Below are 18,233 nucleotides of genomic sequence, written 5' to 3' on the forward strand. Positions count from 1 at the left end.
CTGTCTCAATAGAGTTCCAGATGCAGGCGCTGCTGCTCAATCAGCGTCTGCCACAGGTTTTCCGCCCCGCAGGCTTGCTCCAGCGCCGTCGCCACGGCATGTTCCAGATACTGGCGATTGCCGCACAGGTAGACATGCGCTCCCCGCAGCAGCAAGCCGCTGATGGCATCGGCATGCTCGCCGATCGCATGCTGCACATAATATTTGGCGGCGGCGTCGCGCGAGAAGGCGGTGATGAGGCGCGTGAGTACGCCTGCGGCGTTCAGTGCAGCCAATTCCTCGCGATACAGGAAGTCTTCATCGCGCCGTTTTTCGCCGAAGATCAGCACGGTTTCGCGCCGTTCACCCTGGGCGGCCATTTCGCGCAGCAAGCCTATCAAGGGCGCGATGCCGGTACCGGTACCGATAAGCAGCACCGGTACGGTGGTATCGCGCGGCAGGTAAAAGCCGGGGTTGGCGCGGCAGAAGAGGCGGAAAGGGCCGGGTTGGCTGAGCAGCCAGCCGGTCGCCGTGCCGCGCCGGGTGCGGCCGTCGCGTTCATATCGTACGTCGCGCACGCACAGGTCGAGGCTCTCTACCCGCGTTGCCGAAGCGATGGAGTAGGCGCGCGGCAGGCAAACGGGCAGCAGCGCCAACAGGTTCTCCAGCATGACCGTCTGCGGCGGGCAAAAATCGTGCAGTACGTCCAGCAGATCGGCGCCGTACAGATAGCTCTCCAGGGCTTTGCGCTGGCGGATCTTGAGCAAGCCTTTGAGCTCTTCGCTGTCGGCCAACTGCGCCAGTTCGCGCAGCGTCGTTTTGCTGAGCTGGCGCAGTTCCCGGCGGCGCAGCGCGTCAGCGGCCTCCGGCCTGCCGAGCCAGTCAGCCAGCCGGGTCAATAATCCTTCGTCGTTCTCCGGCAACAGATAGACGGTATCCCCCGCCCGGTAAACGATGCCGCTGCCGGCGATATTCAACCGCAGGTGCCAGGCCTGCGGCGTGCGTGCGCTGAGCGGCCGCCGTTCGAGGAGGGCGGCGCTGAACGCATGGTCTTCGCCGTAGGCGGTCACGCGCAGATGCAAATCGCGGCCGGCCTGGGCATCGCCGGCCAGCACCTTCTCCAGCGTCGTCAGCCAGGTTGCGAAGAACGGTTCGAAGTTAACGTCGGCGTCGACGCGATTGATGATGGCGCGGGCGCCGTATTGCGTCAGACGTGCATCCAGCGCCTGCGTGAAGCCGCAGAAATGCGGGTACGCGGTGTCGCCGAGACCGAAGATGGCGTAGCGCAACCGGTGGCGATCCGGCCATTGCGCCAGCGCGTCGGAAAAACGCTCGGCGTTGGCGGGCGGTTCGCCGTCGCCAAATGAGCTGGAGACGATCAGCAGGGCGTCACGTTCGCCCACATCGGCGGGCTGGATGGCGTTGAGTTCTTTCACGACGGGGCGGTAGGGTTGCAGGCTGCTTTGCTCGCCCAGGCGCATCGCCAGCGCCCGGGCGTTGCCCGACTCTGAACCGTAACCAATCAGGATGCGTTCGATAAGGTCGGCCATGGCGGTTACTTGTCGTAGTGGTTGTCGAACTGTTCTTTGGCGAATTCCACCGATTCGAAGTCGGTCATCAGATCGTTGATCACGCGGCGGATGCTGATATAGGCCGCGATATTGCCCTGGGCGTCATACAGCGGCTGCACCGTGGTGTCGACCACGTACAGCACGCCGCCTTTGCCGACGTTCGGAATGATGCCGGTCCAGATGCCGCCTGCCTTGATGGTGTCCCACATCGCTTTGTAAACGGCTTTCGGCACGGAAGGGTGGCGCACGATGCTGTGGGGCTGGCCCACCAGCTCTTCCCGGGAAAAGCCGGTCAGTTGGCAAAACAGATCGTTGACGTAGGTGATGGTGCCCTGCAGATCGGTGGTGGAGATCACCATCACTTTATCGAGCGCGGACAACAGCTGGGCGGAATCGAGAGTCTGACTCATGGTAGGTTCCTTCTCATTAACAACTTCGCGGTGATTGCCACGGCGGATGCCATGTATCCGTCATGACAGTTTTCTAATTGATTCTCATTTGCGATTATGTGGTGAATGGTAATCGGGAAATTTATAAGTTGCAATAAAAATACACCTTTAAGGGCGCAGAAAGGTCACGACGAGGCAGGCAGGGGGAGAGAAAGCCCGCGCCGGGTGCGGCGGCGGGCTAATCGGGCGGTCTTAGCGGGGGTTTTCGGCCCAGCCTTTACGTTTGCTGGTTTTGCCGATGCCGGGGTTGAAGCTGTTGGTCGGATCGGCGGTGCGGTAGAACGCCTGCAGATCTGCCTTGGCGTGGTACAGGTGGCCGACGTTATGCTCCGCTGGGTACTCGGCGCCGCGCCGGTTGAGGATCTCGAGCATCTTTTCCTTCAGCGCGTGGCTGTCGACGCCCTTTTTCACCACGTAGTCCTGATGGAAGACGTGGCACATAAAGTGGCCGTAATACAGCTTATGCACCAGCTGGCTGTCGATCTCCGGCGGCAGGGTTTCGAACCAGTCGGTGTCGTTGCGGCGCAGGGCGATATCCAGCGCCAGAATATCCTCCACCTTGTCGGCGTGCACCGCATGGTAGCGCACGGCGGCGCCGGCGGCGGCGAAGCGGTGCAGGAAGGCCTTTTTGCCTTCGTCAGGCGTGCAGGCGAAGAAAGCGCCTTCGGCCTGGGCGAAGTACTCGGTCAGGTAGCGCTGCGCTTCGTCTACGCCGGGGCCGGCCATCTTCAGCAGCAGGTGATGTTCGAAACGTTCGCGGTATTCCTTCATGCGCTTCGGCAGGTGGCTCGGCGCCAGATGGCTCAGTCCCTGCATCAGCCGATCGGTCAGGTTGTGCGGCAGTAGCGGCAGCTTGTTGAGGCTGGCGTCCATACGGCCTTTCAGGGTGAAGAAGCGCGGCATCTGATCGGTGCCGAGCTTGTCGATCATCATGAAGGTGTCTTTGCCGTACACCTCAGCGATGTCGAAGATATCGCGGTGCATGTACTCACCGGCCACCGGCAGGTTTTCGAACTGGCTCAGCATGTGGCGGCGCAGTTCGGTCAGCACCGCGGTGTCGTTGGTGCCGATATAAAACACCTGCTCTTTGCCTTCTTTCTCGAAGGTGTCGAGTCGCACCGCGAACACCGCCAGCTTGCCGGCGCAGCCGGAGGCCTCGTACAGGCGGCGTTTGTCGGCGTTGAAGCGGGAAGGGGTGTCGGCATCGACGTCGCGCACCCGGCTGGCGTACTCGTTATCCGAGGCGCGCAGCTCGCCGTATTCGACGTCTGTCGGGCGATAGTCGCCTTTTTCTAGCCGGGTAAGGATCTCTTCCGGCGTGTCGCCGAGGCGGATGCCCAGATGGTTCACCAGGCGCAACTGGCCGTCTTCCCCGAGCTGGGCGTACAGCGCCATTTCGGTATAGGCCGGGCCGCGTTTCACCAGCGAGCCGCCGGAGTTGTTGCACACGCCGCCGATCACCGAGGCGCCGATGCAGGAGGAACCGATCACCGAATGCGGTTCACGGCCGTAGGGCTTGAGCAATTTCTCGAGGTGGTGCAGGGTGCTGCCGGGGAAGCCGACCACCTGTTTGCCGTTGTCCAGTACCTGAATATGGTCGAGGCGCAGGGTGCTGACGATGACGATGTCGCGGTCATAGTCGTTGCCGCTGGGGGTCGATCCTTCGGTCAGGCCGGTATTGGCGGCCTGCATGATGACGATTTTGTCGGCGGCCACGCAGGCCTGCAAAATGCGCCACAGCTGCAGCAGGCTGGTGGGAAACACCACCGCCAGCGCCTGGCCTTCGCCGGAGCGGAACCCCTTGCGATAGCGCTCGGTGTTGCGATCGCCGGTCAACAGCTGCGGGCCGCCGACGATGTCTTTAAGCTGGTTGATAAATGCCTGATTGCCTGACTGCATGCTGCCTGTCTCCCTGTCATCCCCGTCGCTTTAACTGCGGCGCCGGAGTGCCGCATATAAGCCAAGAGGTTATCAATTAAATAACTTATTAAGCTATCAGCTTGCCAGGCTAATGGCTTGCGGGTTTAGTAGCGCTCGGCGTAGCCAGCCCGGCGCTCTTCGTCGCGTAGCGTCAGGATCTCCACGCCGTCGGCGGTGACCGCCACGGTGTGCTCCCACTGCGCCGACAGTTTTTTGTCGCGTGTCACCACCGTCCAGCCGTCCTTCTTCTGCTTGATGCGGCGGTCGCCCTGGTTGATCATCGGCTCGATGGTGAACACCATGCCTTCCTGCAGCACCATACCGCTGCCGGGTTGACCGTAGTGCAATACCGCCGGCTCTTCATGCATATCGCGGCCGATGCCGTGGCCGCAATACTCCCGCACGATGCTGTAGCCGGCCTGCTCGGCGTGCCGCTGGACGGCATGGCCGATATCGCCCAGGGTGGCGCCCGGTTTTACCGCGCGAATGCCCTGCCACATCGATTCATAGACGTTGTTCACCAGCCGTTTGGCCAGCGGCGTCACCTGGCCGACGCAGTACATCTTGCTGGAGTCGGCGATATAGCCGCCGTTTTCCAGCGTGATGTCAACGTTGATAATCATGCCGGAACGCAGGATTTTGCTGGCCGACGGCACCCCGTGGCACACCACCTCGTCGATTGAGGTGTTGAGCACATAGGGGAAATCATACTGCCCTTTGCTGGCCGGGCGCGACTTCAGCTCGTCGACGATAAACGCCTCGGCGCGGTCGTTGATCTCCATGGTGGAGATGCCTTCGACGATGACCTCATCGAGCATAGCAAACACTTTCGCCAGCAGGGCGCCGGAATGGCGCATTTTGGCAATCTCTTCTGGCGTTTTAATCACAATCTGTTTCACCCGACAATCTCCTTCAGCGTCAGCGCGTTATCTTTTATCATCTTTTTTACCAGCTGCGGGTAGGTCAGTTCCGGATGGAACTCCGCCAGCATGCCGATCTTGATCCAGTACTCGGCCTGCGCGTTGATCGAACGCGTCATGGTCAGGCTGGCGAGGCGCAGATCGTCATGCAGCGCGTCCGAAATTTTTACGATGCCCATCGGCGTCTCCCTAAGTGAACGATATACGAAGTGTATACGCTTTGGATGGTGGCGATGTGGCATTCTGTGGCGTAAGAAGATTCTGGCAACAACGATTGCCGCCGCCAGACAATGCGTTTATTGTGATGAACGACTTTTTTGCCATGATTTTTCAGAAGGATTTAAGGCGTGACTAAACTACGTGTTGGGGTGATTTTTGGCGGTAAATCGGCGGAGCATGAGGTGTCGCTGCAGTCGGCCAAAAACATTGTGGATGCAATCGACAAAGAGAAGTTTGACGTCACGCTGCTGGGGATCGACAAACAGGGGCAGTGGCACATCAACGACGCCTCCAACTACCTGCTTAACGCCGAAAACCCGGCGCTGATCGCGCTGAACCGCTCGAACAAGAACGTGGCGCTGATCCCGGGCCAGGAAAAGCAGCAGCTGATCGAAGCGGGCAGCGCCGGCGCGCTGGGCCAACTGGACGTCATCTTCCCGATCGTGCACGGCACGCTGGGGGAGGACGGCTCGCTGCAGGGGCTGCTGCGCATGGCCAATATGCCGTTCGTCGGTGCCGGGGTGCTCGGCTCGGCGGTCAGCATGGATAAAGACGTGACCAAACGCCTGCTGCGCGACGCCGGGCTGGCGGTGGCACCGTTCGTCACCTTGACACGCGCCAACCGCGCCGGGTTTACGTTTGAGCAACTGAGCGAGCGCCTCGGCCTGCCGCTGTTCGTCAAGCCGGCCAACCAGGGCTCCTCGGTCGGGGTCAGCAAGGTGGAAAACCGCGCCGAGTTCGACGCGGCGGTATCGCTGGCCTTCAGCTTCGATCATAAGGTGCTGGTGGAGTCGGCGATCGTCGGCCGCGAGATCGAGTGCGCGGTGCTGGGCAACGACGATCCGCAGGCCAGCGTGTGCGGCGAGATCGTGCTGAGCGACGCCTTCTATTCTTACGACACCAAATACATCAATGAGCAGGGCGCTCAGGTGGTGGTGCCGGCGGCAATCGCGCCGGAAGTGAGCGACCACATCCGCGAGGTGGCGCTGAAGGCGTTCCGCACGCTGGAGTGCTTCGGGCTGGCGCGGGTGGATGTGTTCCTGACGCCGGACAACCAGGTGGTGATCAACGAAATCAACACGCTGCCGGGCTTCACCAACATCAGCATGTATCCCAAGCTGTGGGCCGCCAGCGGCGTCAGCTATCAGGCGCTGATCACGCGCCTGATCGAATTGGCGCTGGAACGCCACCAGCAGGATCGTGCGCTGAACAGTTCGGTATTCGATCGCTAAACGCGGCAGGGGGCGGCGGTGCCGCCCCCGTCTATCATTTCACCGTCACGTCGATGTTGCCGAAATACTTCTTCGACAGCGCCGCCACCGTGCCTTGCTGTTTCACTTTGGCGATGGCGGCATCCAGTTTTTTCTTCAGCGCCTCATCCCCTTTACGTAGGCCGAAGGCGATACCTTCACCGAGGATTTTGTCGTCGTGCACCGCCTCGCCGACGAAGGCGAAGCCTTTGCCGTCCGGCTGCGACAGGAAGCCGCTTTGCCCCGACGGCGCCATCACCAGCGTGGCGTCGAGCCGACCGGCCGCCAGATCGAGGTAAACCTGATTCTGATCCTGATAAGACACCACGTCCACGCCCGCCGGCGCCCAATGGGTTTTGGCGTAAATCTCCTGAATCGATCCTTGCAGCACGCCCACGTGTTTGCCCGCCAGCGATTTGGCGTCCGGCAGCAGGCCGCTGTCGGCCTTGGCGATCAGGCGGTTCGGCACCTGATAGATGGCGTCGGTAAAGGCGATCGCCTGGCGCCGCTGTTCGGTCACGTTCATCGCCGAGTTGATGGCGTCGAACTTGCGCGCCTGCAATGCCGGGATCAGGCTGTCGAACGAGGTTTCCACCCAGCTGCATTTCAACTGCGCGGCGGCGCATACCGCGTCGCCCAGTTCGATGTCGAACCCTTCCAGTTTGCCGCTGGCGGATTTGGATTCGAACGGTGGATACAGCGCTTCCAGACCGAAGCGCAGGCTGTTTTCCGCCGCCAGCGAAGTGCCGGCGGCCAGCAGGCATCCGGCGGCGAACAGCGTTTTCAGTGCTTTCATAGGCAGTGCCCCTTTCCCATGGTCGGACAAAAAATTACGCCTGGCTCAGGCGGCGCGCGCCTTCCAGCAGGGTCTCGTTATCTTTGGAAAAACTCAGCCGGATTAGGCCGGTATTGGTGCCGTCGCTGTAGAACGCCGACAGCGGGATCGTCGCCACCTTCGCTTCGCGGATCAAGCGTACGGCGAAATCATTGTCGCTTTCGTGACTGAAGCCGCTAAAACGGGCCAGCATGAAGAAGCTGCCGCGGCTGGGCAGCAGCTCAAAGCGCGAATCCTGCAAGGCGCTGGCCAGCAGATCGCGCTTTTGTTGGTAAAACGCCGCCAGCCCCAGGTAGCTCTGCGGGTTGGCGAGCGCGGCGGCGAAGGCGTGTTGCATCGGCGTATCGGCGGAGAACACCATAAACTGGTGCACCTTGCGGATCTCGTCCATCAGCGCCGCCGGCGCCAGGCAGTAGCCGACGCGCCAGCCGGTGACGTGGTAGGTTTTACCGAACGACGACACGATCACGCTGCGTTCCGCCAGCTGCGGATAGCGCGCCATGCTGTGGTGAATTTCGCCGTCGAACACCACGTGTTCGTAGACCTCGTCGGACAGGATCACGATGTCGGTGTCGCGGGTCAGGGCGGTCAGGCGTTCGATGTCGTGCTCGTCAAACACCGCTCCGGTCGGGTTGTGCGGCGTGTTGATGATGATCATGCGCGTTTTGCCGTTGATGGCGGCGGCCACTTCGTCCCAGTCGACGCGAAAATCCTGCAGCGACAGTTTGATCGCCACCGGCGTGGCGCCCTGTAGGCGCACGATCGGCGCATAGCTGTCGAACGCCGGTTCGAAATAGATCACCTCGTCGCCGGGATGCACCAGCGCGCTGATCGCCGAGTACAGCCCTTCGCTGGCGCTGGCGATCACCGTGATTTCTTCGTCGGCGTCATAGCGTGCGCCATACAATCGTTCAGCTTTTTCCGCCAGAGCAGCACGTAACGCCGCCACGCCGCTCATCGGCGCGTATTGGTTATGACCTGTGCGCATGGCTTGCGCCGTAGCCTCGATCAGCTGCGGGTCGCCGGCGAAGTTGGGCGCGCCCTGCGACAGATTGAGGGCCTGATGTTCGGCGCTGAGTTGGCCAATGACGGTGAAAATGGTGGTGCCGACGTCCGGCAGCTTCGAGCGGGATGAACAGGCGCTCTGCATGATGGGCTCCAGGCAAACAGGGAAGTGTTGAGCGATTAAGCATCAGCCGGCGTAGGCGGACAAGGGAAAGTTTGTCATACTTGCCATGCACTACGATCATACCTAATCGAGGCCCGCTATGCCGATATCCCTGCCGTCGCTCGACGTGTTGAAAACCTTCGTGGTGGTGGCGCAACGCCTCAACTTTACCCATGCCGCCCGGGAGCTGCACCTGACGCAGGGGGCGGTCAGCCGGCAAATTCTCGGGCTGGAACAGCGCCTGGGTTATCCGCTGTTCAGCCGCCAGGCGCGCGGTTTGGCGCTGACGCCGCAGGGCGCGCAGCTGCTGGCGCCGGTGCAGCAGGCGCTGGGGCAGCTGGACGAGGCGCTGACGCGGGCCGCCGCCCCGCCGGGGGCGCTGCGCATCAAATGCCCGACCTGCGCGATGCGCTGGGTGCTGCCGCGCGTGATTCGCCTGCAGAATGAACGGCCGGATATGCATATCGAGCTGACCGCCTCGGTGTCGCACGGTCTGGATTTCAGTACCGAGCAGTTTGACGCCGCGGTGGTATTCGGCCGGCCGCCGGGTAAAAAGCTGGCCGCGCACCTGCTGTTCGACGAAATCCTCACGCCGGTCTGCACGCCGACGTTTCTGCCGCCGGCGCCCCGGCTGGCGGATTTGACGGACCAAACCCTGCTGCACCCGACGCGCGATCGGCGCGACTGGCTGCGCTGGCTGAAGGCGGCGGGCGCCGATGCGCTGCCGTCCGGCAAGGCTCAGCATTTCGATACTCTCGATCTGGCGATGAGCGCCGCGCTGCAGGGGTTCGGCATCGCCATCGGCGATCTGTGCCTGCTGGAGGAGGATATTCAGGCGCAACGCATCGTCACGCCTTTCCCGCTCTGCGTCAGCAGCGGCGCGGCCTATTATTTGGTCTATCCTGAACGCACGGTGGCGCCGCCGGCGTTGACACAGCTTATCGATTTTCTGACGGTTGAGGCCGCCGGCAGCCGCGCCCGGTTACAGAATTACCTGCCGATAACCTGTAATGCTTTGTAAACATTACCGATGCGAATTCCCTTGGCGATGAAACAGAGTGTGGCAAACTGTTTCTTCACTCCGATTAAACTCCGCCGCGTTGGCGGCGGAAACACGCCTGAGATAAAACAAGATGAAATGGCTTTGTGTGGTGAGTATGTTGTCCGGTCTGGCCCTCAGCCCGGCTTTTGCGCAGGAAACGCCGATAGCGCAGGGCATTCACGCCCAGCAGCGCGACGCCTTCGTGTCCCATTTGATGAAGCAGATGACGCTGGAAGAGAAGATCGGCCAGCTGCGGCTGATCAGCGTCGGGCCGGATAACCCGAAAGAAGCGATCCGCGAGGGCATCCGCAACGGGCAGATCGGCGCCATCTTCAATACCGTCACCCGGCCGGATATCCGGGTGATGCAGGATCAGGCGATGCAGCTCAGCCGCCTGAAAATTCCGCTGTTCTTCGCCTATGACGTAGTGCACGGCCAGCGCACGGTGTTCCCGATCAGCCTGGGGCTGGCAGCCAGCTTCGATCTGGAGGCCATTGCGCTCAGTGCCCGGGTGGCGGCGCAGGAGGCCAGCGACGACGGCCTGAACATGACCTTCGCGCCGATGGTCGATATCACCCGCGATCCGCGCTGGGGCAGGGTCTCCGAAGGCTTCGGCGAAGACACCTGGCTGGTATCGAAAATCGCCAAAGTGATGGTCGACGGTTTCCAGAACGGCGATCCGGCCAAGCCAGGTTCGGTGATGGCCAGCGTCAAGCACTTTGCGTTGTACGGAGCCGTCGAAGGCGGCCGCGATTACAACACCGTCGACATGAGCCCGCTGCGCATGCATCAGGACTATCTGCCGCCTTACAAAGCGGCGGTGGATGCCGGCAGCGGCGGGGTGATGGTGTCGCTCAACTCGGTGAACGGCGTGCCGGCCACCGCTAACCCGTGGCTGCTGAAAGATCTGTTGCGCGACCAGTGGGGCTTTAAAGGCATCACCATCAGCGACCATGGCGCAATTAAAGAGCTGATTAAACACGGCGTGGCCGCCGACGCGCGTGACGCGGTGCGCCTGGCGATCACCTCCGGCGTCGATATGAGCATGAGCGACGAGTTTTACGACAAATACCTGCCGGGTCTGGTGAAAGACGGGCTGGTGCCTGAAAGCGACATCGATCGCGCCTGCCGCGACGTGCTGAACACCAAGTACGACATGGGGCTGTTCACCGATCCGTATGTGCATCTGGGGCCGGTGGGTTCCGATCCGCAGGACACCAACGCCGAAAGCCGCCTGCACCGCGCCGAAGCGCGGGTGGTGGCGCGCAAGACGATGGTGCTGCTGAAGAACGATAAGCAGACGCTGCCGTTGAGCAAACAGGCGACCATTGCGCTGGTCGGGCCGATGGCCGACAGCCAGCGCGACGTGATGGGCAGCTGGTCGGCTGCCGGGGTGGTCAAGCAGTCGGTCACCCTGCGTGAGGGGCTGGAGCGGGCGGTGGGCGACAAGGCGCGCATTCTTTACGCCAAGGGCGCCAACGTCACGCAGGATAAAGGCATCATCGACTATCTCAACGAGTATGAACCGGCGGTGGCGTTCGACACCCGTTCGCCGCAGCAGATGATCGACGAAGCGGTGCAGGCGGCGAACAAGGCCGATGTGGTGGTGGCGGTGGTGGGCGAATCGCAGGGCATGGCGCATGAGGCCTCCAGCCGCGCCGACATTACGATTCCGCAGAGCCAGCGCGATCTGATCGCCGCGCTGAAAGCCACCGGCAAGCCGCTGGTGCTGGTGCTGATGAACGGCCGGCCGCTGGCGCTGAGCTGGGAGAGCGAGCAGGCGGACGCCATGCTGGAAACCTGGTACAGCGGCACCGAGGGCGGCAACGCAGTGGCAGACGTGCTGTTCGGCGACTACAACCCGTCGGGCAAGCTGCCGATGACTTTCCCGCGCTCGGTCGGCCAGATCCCGATGTACTACAACCACCTGAACACCGGCCGCCCGTTCGGCAAGGAGAATCCGGGCAAGTACACCTCGCGCTACTTCGATTCGCCGAACGGCCCGCTGTATCCGTTCGGTTACGGCCTGAGCTACACCACCTTCAGCCTGTCGGATCTGAAACTGTCCAGCCCGACGATGGCGCGCAACGGCAAGCTAACCGCCAGCGTCACGCTGAAAAATACCGGCAAGTACGACGGTGCCACGGTGGTGCAGCTGTATCTGCAGGACGTGACCGCCTCGGTCAGCCGGCCGGTAAAAGAGCTGCGCAACTTCAAGAAAGTGACGCTGAAGGCCGGCCAGTCGCAGCAGGTTGAGCTGCCGATTAGCGAAGACGATCTGAAGTTCTACAACGCCAGCCTGAAATGGGGGGCGGAGCCGGGCAAATTCAACGTGTTCGTCGGCCTGGACTCCGACAACGTGCAGGCGCAAAGTTTTACGCTGAAGTAACCCTGTCCCCCTCGTTCGCCGCGCTGAGCGAGGGGGCATCCATTCCCGCTAACGTCATCGGAGCTTGCCTCATGAAACGCTATCTGGACTGCAGCGCCAGCGATCTGGCCGATATCGGCAAAGCCGACCTGCTCTATGCCATCCGCGCCAGCGAAGGGCGCATTTTGGTCAGCGAAACCATCGCGGTCACTCAGCCGCTGCTCAATAACGTCACCAACGCCGAGCTGGCGGCCAGCCAGGGCGCCGACCTGCTGCTGCTGAACCTGTTCGACGTCGACCATCCGCACATCGCGGGCCTGCCCGCCGACGTGCCGCCGCAGGAGGCGCTGCGCACGCTGCAGCGCCTGACCGGGCGGGTGATCGGGGTGAACCTGGAGGCCGTCGATCCGGCCTTCGCCACCGAACATAACGACTTTTGGCAGATGACGGCGGGCCGCGCCGCCACCGCCGAGAATGCCCGCAAGCTGTATCAACTCGGCGCGCGCATGCTGGTGCTGACCGGCAACCCGAACAACGGCGTCAGCAATCAGGCGATTGCCGCCGCGCTGAAAGCGATTCGCGATGAAGTGGGCGACGAGATGGTGCTGGTGACCGGCAAGATGCACGGGGCTGGTATCGTGCGCGAAAGCGGCAGCCAGCTGATCGGCGAGCAGGACATTGCGCTGTTCGTGGAGAACGGTGCGGACATCGTGCTGTTGCCGGCGCCGGGCACCATTCCCGGCATGTCGCAGGAGAAAGTGGCGGCACTGATCAATTTTGCCCAGCGGCAGGGCGCGCTGGCGATGACGGCGATCGGCACCTCGCAAGAGGGGGCCGACGTGCAGACCGTGCGGCAGATTGCGCTGATGAGCAAAATGGCCGGGGCGGACCTGCACCATATCGGCGATACCGGCTATCTGGGGCTGGCGCTGCCGGAAAACATTTTCGCTTACAGCGTGGCGATTCGCGGCGTGCGCCATACCTACAGCCGCATGGCGCGCTCGGTGAACCGCTAAGCCTGGGGCTTTTGCGCCGTCACGATGCTGAAATAGCCGAGCGACGGCAGCACCTGAACAGGCCCGAAGCCGACGTCGCGCAGCAGGTCGCCGATTTCCCTGCCGGAGTATTGGCGGCCCTGCGTCCATCCCATCATCATCAGGCTGTACCCCGCGGCGGCAGGCGGCCCGTCGCCGTCATCGTTGTACAGCACTTCGTGGATCACGATCCTGCCCCCGGGCGGGAGGGCCGCATAGCTCTTTTGCGCCAGGAAGCGGTTCTTGTCCATCGGCCAGTCGTGGAAAATATTGGAGTACAGATGCAGATCCGCCGCCGGGTAGGGATCGCGCCACATATCGCCGCTGTGGGTGCCGATGCGTTGGCTGAGACCGTAATGGTGCGCGTAGTCGGCGGCGAGCGGGCACACCTCCGGCAGATCGAACACGGTGCAGGTCAACGTCGGCCAGTGGGCCGCCAGGCTGATGGCATGGGCGCCGGAGGCGCCGCCGATATCCAGCGCCGCGCGGCAGTCGCCGAGGTGCAACAGCGCCGGCCAAACGCTGGCCGAGCCATGCTCAGGCTGTGCATGGCGTGGGTAAACCGCCGCATTCTGTCGGCGTCAAGCGTATGGGTTTCAAACAGCTCCTGCTCGCCGTACACCTGCGAGGTATTTTTTCTGATGGCGCTTTCCAGGTTTTTCAGCGAGAAAATTTCGCTGTTTTCAACCATCAAATCCCAGAAGTAGCCGAAATAATGCGGGTTGTTTTTTAACAAAAAGGTTTCCGCTTCCGGCGTGAGAGAGAATGTTTCACCCTCTCTGTCTATTAATTTCAATGCCAATAACGCCATGACCAACGTTTCCGCCGGGCGTCTTTCCACATTGGCCTGAGCGCATATATCGGTCAGGTTGCGGGGGGGCAAAGCAATAAATTCAAAGATGCCCAGGCGATGCGCGATAAGTACCGCCGGATAGAGATATAAATTCATCGTGATATCGAGAATGGTTTTGTCGTCGCATTGCGGCGGCCGGACGGAATGGTTCATGTGAATCCCCTCCCATTAAGGCATGGCGCGTCTTAACAGGCTATGTCACGCCTGTGATTTTAGCAAAGGGCAGGAGCGCGATTCACCGCAGGCCAACGCTTCCGTTGCAAATAATTCCTGGGTGAGATTATTTTTAATATGAATTGCGCGCGGCCAATATCGAGCGTGAAAAAATGATACCGGACGGAGGTCATTACCCTATCGTGCGTTTTTATTTTATTGGGGGTTAACTTAATCACAGTTATTAACGCGTTAGGGTTGTGCTAATCTAGGCCGCCGTTATACCGTAGCGGTGTTCACATTCTTTTTGTGAATAATTAAAACTTAACTATTTCATTATTAAAACGAGTTAACAATGAAAAAAAGCATTCTGACCGGCATGATTGCCGCGACTCTGGGCCTGTTCAACACCGCTAACGCTGAAGGGATGGATCCTGCCGCATTGAAAAACGTTTATGACATCACGCGCAATACCGCCGGGCTGATGTCTTACTGCGTCGATAAAGGCTTCCTGAAAGCCGACAGCATCGACAACGCCAAGAAAATGGTGACCTACGTGGCGGCTATTCCCGGCGGCGTCGACACCCGCGATGGCGACAAGCGCGAAGCGATGGGCCGTGAAGGCAATGTGCTGAACGACGACGGCAAAGTGGTTGCGTTGGAAAAAGAAGCGCCGCAGGGGCTGCAGACATGGTGCCAGCAGGCTGACGAAGGGATCCGCCAGGGTCTGACGTCTATCGGCCAATAAGTCTTCTTCACGCGCCCTTTCAGGGCCGATGGGATCCGTCGCCGCACCGGCGGATCCGCTTCCAGGATCGCATTCACGCCTCGTTTTACCTCCCGAGTACCCGCATCCGGTTTGATCCCGCTGATTGTTTCGCCATGCTCATCGCTATATTATTTGCTATACAACGATAATCAACCGGTCACTGCCATGTTTAACTTTCTCCCGCGCCTGCTGTTGGCGCTTGTTTTGTTTTCCACCGCCGCCCAGGCGGATCGCCAGGTCACCGATCAACTCAACCGCCAGGTGACGTTGCCCGATCGCATCACCCGCGCGGTGGTGCTGCAACACCAGACGCTGAACCTGTTGGTGCAGCTTGATGCGATGCCGCAGGTGGTCGGCGTGCTCAGCAGTTGGAAAAAGCAGCTGGGGCCAAACTACCTGCGGCTGGCGCCGACGTTGGCAACCCTGCCGATGCCGGGCGATCTGACTTCGGTGAATATCGAGAGCCTGCTCGGCCTGCATCCGCAGGTGGTATTCGTGGCCAACTACGCGCCGCCGGAGATGATTGCGCAGATCGAACGGGCGGGCATTCCGGTGGTGGCGGTCTCGCTGCGCCGCGAGGCAGCCGATCAGGCGGGCAAAATGAACCCCCAGCTGAGCGATGAAGATCGGGCCTATACGCTGGGGCTGCAGGACGGCATTCGCCTGATCGGGGAAGTGATGTCGCGTCAGCCTCAGGCTGAAGCGTTGATTAAGGACGTCATTCAGCAGCGCGCGTTGGTCGCCGAACGGCTGCGCGATCTGCCGGAAAATCAGCGGGTGCGGGTGTATATGGCCAACCCCGATCTCACCACCTACGGCGCCGGCAAGTATACCGGGTTGATGATGCGGCACGCCGGGGCGCTCAACGTGGCGGCGAAAGAGATTCAGGGGTTTAAACAGGTTTCTATCGAGGATGTCCTGAAGTGGGATCCGGCGGTAATTTTCGTGCAAGAACGCTACCCGGACGTGGTGAAACAGATCCTGACGTCACCGCAGTGGCAGCCGATTGACGCGGTGAAGAATAAGCGGGTCTACCTGATGCCGGAGTACGCCAAGGCCTGGGGATATCCGATGCCGGAGGCGATGGCGTTGGGTGAGTTGTGGATGGCGAAAAAACTTTACCCGCAGCGTTTTGCCGATATCAATCTGCAGCAGCGGGTCGATGCTTACTATCAACGTTATTACCGCGCCACCTGTTGCCAGAGCGGGCAATGAGGCTGGGCTGGCTGGCGTTGTTGACGCTGTGCTGCGCGCTGTTTTCGCTCGGCGTTGGCCGCTTTCAGGTGCCGATGACGCACAGCCTGATGATTTTGCTGGAGCCGTTCACCGGGCAGCATTATGCCGGCATCGATGCTATACAACGCCAGGTGATCCTGGGCGTGCGCGTGCCGCGCGTGCTGTTGGCGATGGGCGCCGGCGCGGCGCTGGCCCTGTGCGGCGCGGCTTTGCAAGGCGTCTTTCGCAACCCGCTGGTCGATCCGCATATTATCGGCGTGTCTTCCGGCGCGGCGTTTGGCGGCACGCTGGCTATCCTGCTCAGTTTGCCGTTGGCGGCGCTGCTGCTGTCGGCTTTTGTTTTCGGTATGGCGGCGCTGCTGCTGATTTTCACTCTCACCAGCGCCATTGCGCGGCGCAATATTCTCTCTTTGGTACTGGCGGGGGTGATCCTCAGCGGCTTTTTCTCCGCCTGCGTCAGCCTGATGCAATATCTGGCGGATACCGAAGAGAAACTGCCGAGCATCGTGTTTTGGCTGCTCGGCAGCTTTGCCACCGCCGATCGGCAAAAGCTGCTGATGCTGTTTGTGCCTTTGCTGTTGGCCGGCGGCTTGCTGTTGGCGCTGCGCTGGCGCATCAATTTGCTGTCGTTGGGCGATGAGGATGCCGGTGCATTGGGCATCAACGTGGAGCGCACCCGCTGGCTGATTTTGACGCTGTGCGCTGCCATCGTGGCCGCCCAGGTGGCGGTCAGCGGCAGCATCGGCTGGGTCGGCTTGGTGATCCCGCACGTGGCGAGGCGGCTGGTGGGGCCGGATCACCGGCGCCTGCTGCCGGCTTCGCTTTGCCTGGGGGCCCTGTACATGCTGGTGATCGACGATTTGGCGCGCACGCTGAGCAGCAGCGAAATCCCGCTGGGCATTCTGACCGCGCTGATTGGCGCGCCGCTGTTCGCGCTGCTGCTGCGCCGCGCGCAAGTGAGAGGCTGGCATGACTGACACCTTATTGGCCGCCAGGGGCGTGAGTTTCGCCTGGCCGGGCGGGGCTCCGCTGTTCCAACATCTGGACATTCAGCTGCGGCGCGGCGAAGTGCTGGCGATATTGGGCCCGAATGGGCGTGGCAAGAGCACGCTGCTGCAGCTGTTGTTAGGCAGCCTGACGCCGCAATCCGGCGAGATTGAGCGCCGCGGTGAGATGGGCTTTGTCCCGCAGCACTTTGCGCCGCCGTTCGCCTATTGGGTGCTGGATATCGTATTGATGGGGCGGGCGCGCCATGTCGGCCTGTTCCGTTCACCGTCAGCCGAGGACCATCGGCTGGCGAGAGAAGCGTTGCAGTCGTTGGATTTGCAGCACCTGGCAGAGCGTGAGTTTGGCAGCCTATCCGGCGGCCAACGTCAATTAGTGATGATCGCCCGCGCGTTGGCGATGCGCTGCGAGGTGTTGATTCTGGATGAACCGACTTCGGCGCTGGATCTGCATTACCAGGATCGGGTGTTGAGCCTGATGGCCCGCCTGGCGCGGGAGCAGCGGTTGGCGGTGGTGTTCTCCACGCATCAGCCCAACCATGCACACGCGGTGGCCGATCGGGCTTTGCTGTTGGGCAAGGAAGGGCGCAGCCGGCTCGGGGCCTGTCGTGAGGTGTTAACGGCGCAATCCCTGTCACCCCTGTTCGAGCTGGCGATCGAACGGGTGCCGCTGACGGTGGCGGGCCGCCGCTACGCGACGCTGGTGCCGCTGTATCGCAGCCAATTGGAGCGACATGATGAGTGATATCCTGCTGTTTGCCGCCGGCAGCCTGCGGCTGGCGTTTGCGCCGCTGCTGTCGGCGTTTCAGCGGCACGCCGGGCAAAAAGTCACGGCGGAATTCGGCCCGGCGGGGTTGTTGCGCCAACGGATAGAGAATGGCGAGCGGCCACAGCTGTTCGCTTCGGCCAACCTGGCGCACCCGCAAAGGTTGGCGGCTCTTGGGATGGCGGGGGCGGTGCAGATTTTTGTGCGCAATCGGCTCTGCGTGACGGTTCGCAACGTGCCGGCATTAACCGAACGTCCGCTGCCGGAGGTGCTGTTCGATCCGCACTGGCGCCTTGCCACCTCGACACCGGGGGCAGATCCTTCCGGCGATTATGCGCAGCAGCTTTTCGAACGCTGTGAGCAATACTGGCCGGGGCAAGGGGAAGCGTTGCGCCGCCGGGCGCTGCCGTTGGTTGGCGGTATGGATTCCGCCCCGGTACCGGCGGGCCGGCTGGCGGCGGAATATCTGATAGCTGGCGGATTGGCGGATATTTTTCTCGGCTACGCCAGCTATGCTCCGGCTTTAGCCGCCTACCCGACGTTGGCGGTGCGGCCGTTGGTGCCGCCGCTGGACATTGAGGCGGATTACGGTTTATGCCTGTTGGATGACGGCGCACAGCGGTTGGCCGCATTTATCTTGAGCGAACAAGGGCAGGAAATCCTGAGCCGACACGGGTTTATGCGGCGCGCGGAATGA

18 protein-coding genes are annotated in these 18,233 nt (G+C 61.6%); 9 read left to right on the forward strand and 9 right to left on the reverse strand.

Features of this window, described 5'->3' with window-relative positions; all coding sequences use genetic code 11:
- Positions 1 to 5 precede the first annotated feature (5 nt).
- The 5 genes from ACJ8QI_RS02650 to ACJ8QI_RS02670 form a co-directional block, all read right to left on the reverse strand.
- The gene (locus ACJ8QI_RS02650) at positions 6 to 1,529 is read right to left on the reverse strand and encodes a flavodoxin domain-containing protein (protein ID WP_442532030.1); all 1,524 of its coding nucleotides are present in this window, start codon (positions 1,527 to 1,529) and stop codon (positions 6 to 8) included.
- 5 nt (positions 1,530 to 1,534) lie between these two features.
- On the reverse strand, positions 1,535 to 1,960 hold the full coding sequence (locus tag ACJ8QI_RS02655) for a PAS domain-containing protein (RefSeq protein WP_060421025.1): 426 nt from the start codon (positions 1,958 to 1,960) through the stop codon (positions 1,535 to 1,537).
- Positions 1,961 to 2,191: 231 nt separating this feature from the next.
- Positions 2,192 to 3,898: a D-lactate dehydrogenase gene (gene dld, locus ACJ8QI_RS02660; RefSeq protein ID WP_197658341.1), complete on the reverse strand. Its 1,707-nt coding sequence runs from the start codon at positions 3,896 to 3,898 to the stop codon at positions 2,192 to 2,194.
- Positions 3,899 to 4,023: 125 nt separating this feature from the next.
- Complete coding sequence (gene map / locus ACJ8QI_RS02665) at positions 4,024 to 4,818, reverse strand: type I methionyl aminopeptidase (RefSeq protein ID WP_087762129.1); 795 nt, start codon at positions 4,816 to 4,818, stop codon at positions 4,024 to 4,026.
- Positions 4,815 to 5,018 carry a ParD-like family protein gene (locus ACJ8QI_RS02670; RefSeq protein WP_442532031.1) on the reverse strand — a complete coding sequence of 68 codons (204 nt, stop codon included), beginning with the start codon at positions 5,016 to 5,018 and terminating at the stop codon, positions 4,815 to 4,817. Before ACJ8QI_RS02670 ends, map begins: the two co-directional genes overlap by 4 nt.
- Before the next feature lie 168 nt (positions 5,019 to 5,186).
- Here ACJ8QI_RS02670 and ddlA point away from each other — a divergent pair, with 168 nt between their 5' ends.
- On the forward strand, positions 5,187 to 6,290 hold the full coding sequence (ddlA, locus tag ACJ8QI_RS02675; protein WP_060387420.1) for a D-alanine--D-alanine ligase: 1,104 nt from the start codon (positions 5,187 to 5,189) through the stop codon (positions 6,288 to 6,290).
- Between the two features lie 34 nt (positions 6,291 to 6,324).
- Here ddlA and ACJ8QI_RS02680 read toward each other — a convergent pair whose 3' ends face one another.
- Complete coding sequence (locus tag ACJ8QI_RS02680) at positions 6,325 to 7,104, reverse strand: ABC transporter substrate-binding protein (protein ID WP_442532032.1); 780 nt, start codon at positions 7,102 to 7,104, stop codon at positions 6,325 to 6,327.
- Positions 7,105 to 7,138: 34 nt separating this feature from the next.
- Positions 7,139 to 8,293 carry a pyridoxal phosphate-dependent aminotransferase gene (locus ACJ8QI_RS02685; RefSeq protein WP_087762130.1) on the reverse strand — a complete coding sequence of 385 codons (1,155 nt, stop codon included), beginning with the start codon at positions 8,291 to 8,293 and terminating at the stop codon, positions 7,139 to 7,141.
- A 118-nt stretch (positions 8,294 to 8,411) separates the two neighbouring features.
- On the opposite strand from ACJ8QI_RS02685, the gene ACJ8QI_RS02690 reads away from it, so the two are divergent.
- The 3 genes from ACJ8QI_RS02690 (at position 8,412) to ACJ8QI_RS02700 (ending at position 12,737) form a co-directional block, all read left to right on the forward strand.
- Positions 8,412 to 9,332, forward strand: a complete 921-nt coding sequence (locus ACJ8QI_RS02690; protein WP_442532033.1) for a LysR substrate-binding domain-containing protein — start codon at positions 8,412 to 8,414, stop codon at positions 9,330 to 9,332.
- A 112-nt stretch (positions 9,333 to 9,444) separates the two neighbouring features.
- A complete protein-coding gene (gene bglX / locus ACJ8QI_RS02695; RefSeq protein WP_442532034.1) occupies positions 9,445 to 11,742 on the forward strand; it encodes a beta-glucosidase BglX in 2,298 nt (765 codons plus the stop codon).
- A 71-nt stretch (positions 11,743 to 11,813) separates the two neighbouring features.
- A complete protein-coding gene (locus tag ACJ8QI_RS02700) occupies positions 11,814 to 12,737 on the forward strand; it encodes a DUF7916 family protein (RefSeq protein ID WP_142109464.1) in 924 nt (307 codons plus the stop codon).
- On the opposite strand, the gene ACJ8QI_RS02705 is transcribed toward ACJ8QI_RS02700, so the two are convergent.
- Both ACJ8QI_RS02705 and ACJ8QI_RS02710 read right to left on the reverse strand, forming a co-directional pair.
- Positions 12,734 to 13,261 (reverse strand): methyltransferase, encoded by a 528-nt coding sequence (locus ACJ8QI_RS02705; RefSeq protein ID WP_442532035.1) that lies wholly within the window; start codon positions 13,259 to 13,261, stop codon positions 12,734 to 12,736. The genes ACJ8QI_RS02700 and ACJ8QI_RS02705 overlap by 4 nt on opposite strands.
- A complete protein-coding gene (locus ACJ8QI_RS02710) occupies positions 13,171 to 13,761 on the reverse strand; it encodes a hypothetical protein (RefSeq protein WP_442532036.1) in 591 nt (196 codons plus the stop codon). Before ACJ8QI_RS02710 ends, ACJ8QI_RS02705 begins: the two co-directional genes overlap by 91 nt.
- Before the next feature lie 355 nt (positions 13,762 to 14,116).
- Between ACJ8QI_RS02710 and ACJ8QI_RS02715 the strand changes: the two genes are divergently transcribed.
- The 5 genes from ACJ8QI_RS02715 (at position 14,117) to ACJ8QI_RS02735 (ending at position 18,233) form a co-directional block, all read left to right on the forward strand.
- A complete protein-coding gene (locus ACJ8QI_RS02715; RefSeq protein ID WP_442532037.1) occupies positions 14,117 to 14,509 on the forward strand; it encodes a hypothetical protein in 393 nt (130 codons plus the stop codon).
- 186 nt (positions 14,510 to 14,695) lie between these two features.
- Positions 14,696 to 15,745: an ABC transporter substrate-binding protein gene (locus ACJ8QI_RS02720; protein ID WP_442532038.1), complete on the forward strand. Its 1,050-nt coding sequence runs from the start codon at positions 14,696 to 14,698 to the stop codon at positions 15,743 to 15,745.
- The gene (locus ACJ8QI_RS02725) at positions 15,742 to 16,743 is read left to right on the forward strand and encodes a FecCD family ABC transporter permease (RefSeq protein WP_063991226.1); all 1,002 of its coding nucleotides are present in this window, start codon (positions 15,742 to 15,744) and stop codon (positions 16,741 to 16,743) included. Before ACJ8QI_RS02720 ends, ACJ8QI_RS02725 begins: the two co-directional genes overlap by 4 nt.
- On the forward strand, positions 16,736 to 17,515 hold the full coding sequence (locus ACJ8QI_RS02730; protein ID WP_442532039.1) for an ABC transporter ATP-binding protein: 780 nt from the start codon (positions 16,736 to 16,738) through the stop codon (positions 17,513 to 17,515). Before ACJ8QI_RS02725 ends, ACJ8QI_RS02730 begins: the two co-directional genes overlap by 8 nt.
- Positions 17,508 to 18,233, forward strand: coding sequence for a substrate-binding domain-containing protein (locus tag ACJ8QI_RS02735; RefSeq protein ID WP_442532128.1), 726 nt, complete (start codon positions 17,508 to 17,510; stop codon positions 18,231 to 18,233). The genes ACJ8QI_RS02730 and ACJ8QI_RS02735 overlap by 8 nt, the downstream gene beginning before the upstream one ends.

This window comes from Serratia sp. CY84636 (assembly GCF_052166245.1).
GTDB classification, from domain to species: Bacteria; Pseudomonadota; Gammaproteobacteria; order Enterobacterales; family Enterobacteriaceae; genus Serratia; species Serratia nevei.

Excerpts from the sequence above, each read along its gene's own strand:
- ACJ8QI_RS02680 (WP_442532032.1), bottom strand. The coding sequence starts at position 7,104 with ATGAAAGCACTGAAAACGCTGTTCGCCGCCGGATGCCTGCTGGCCGCC.
- ACJ8QI_RS02720 (WP_442532038.1), top strand. The coding sequence starts at position 14,696 with ATGTTTAACTTTCTCCCGCGCCTGCTGTTGGCGCTTGTTTTGTTTTCC.
- ACJ8QI_RS02730 (WP_442532039.1), top strand. The coding sequence starts at position 16,736 with ATGACTGACACCTTATTGGCCGCCAGGGGCGTGAGTTTCGCCTGGCCG.
- dld (WP_197658341.1), bottom strand. The coding sequence starts at position 3,898 with ATGCAGTCAGGCAATCAGGCATTTATCAACCAGCTTAAAGACATCGTC.
- ACJ8QI_RS02735 (WP_442532128.1), top strand. The coding sequence starts at position 17,508 with ATGAGTGATATCCTGCTGTTTGCCGCCGGCAGCCTGCGGCTGGCGTTT.
- ACJ8QI_RS02670 (WP_442532031.1), bottom strand. The coding sequence starts at position 5,018 with ATGGGCATCGTAAAAATTTCGGACGCGCTGCATGACGATCTGCGCCTC.
- ACJ8QI_RS02710 (WP_442532036.1), bottom strand. The coding sequence starts at position 13,761 with ATGAACCATTCCGTCCGGCCGCCGCAATGCGACGACAAAACCATTCTC.
- ACJ8QI_RS02715 (WP_442532037.1), top strand. The coding sequence starts at position 14,117 with ATGAAAAAAAGCATTCTGACCGGCATGATTGCCGCGACTCTGGGCCTG.
- ACJ8QI_RS02690 (WP_442532033.1), top strand. The coding sequence starts at position 8,412 with ATGCCGATATCCCTGCCGTCGCTCGACGTGTTGAAAACCTTCGTGGTG.
- ACJ8QI_RS02655 (WP_060421025.1), bottom strand. The coding sequence starts at position 1,960 with ATGAGTCAGACTCTCGATTCCGCCCAGCTGTTGTCCGCGCTCGATAAA.
- ACJ8QI_RS02685 (WP_087762130.1), bottom strand. The coding sequence starts at position 8,293 with ATGCAGAGCGCCTGTTCATCCCGCTCGAAGCTGCCGGACGTCGGCACC.
- ACJ8QI_RS02650 (WP_442532030.1), bottom strand. The coding sequence starts at position 1,529 with ATGGCCGACCTTATCGAACGCATCCTGATTGGTTACGGTTCAGAGTCG.
- ACJ8QI_RS02725 (WP_063991226.1), top strand. The coding sequence starts at position 15,742 with ATGAGGCTGGGCTGGCTGGCGTTGTTGACGCTGTGCTGCGCGCTGTTT.
- ACJ8QI_RS02700 (WP_142109464.1), top strand. The coding sequence starts at position 11,814 with ATGAAACGCTATCTGGACTGCAGCGCCAGCGATCTGGCCGATATCGGC.
- bglX (WP_442532034.1), top strand. The coding sequence starts at position 9,445 with ATGAAATGGCTTTGTGTGGTGAGTATGTTGTCCGGTCTGGCCCTCAGC.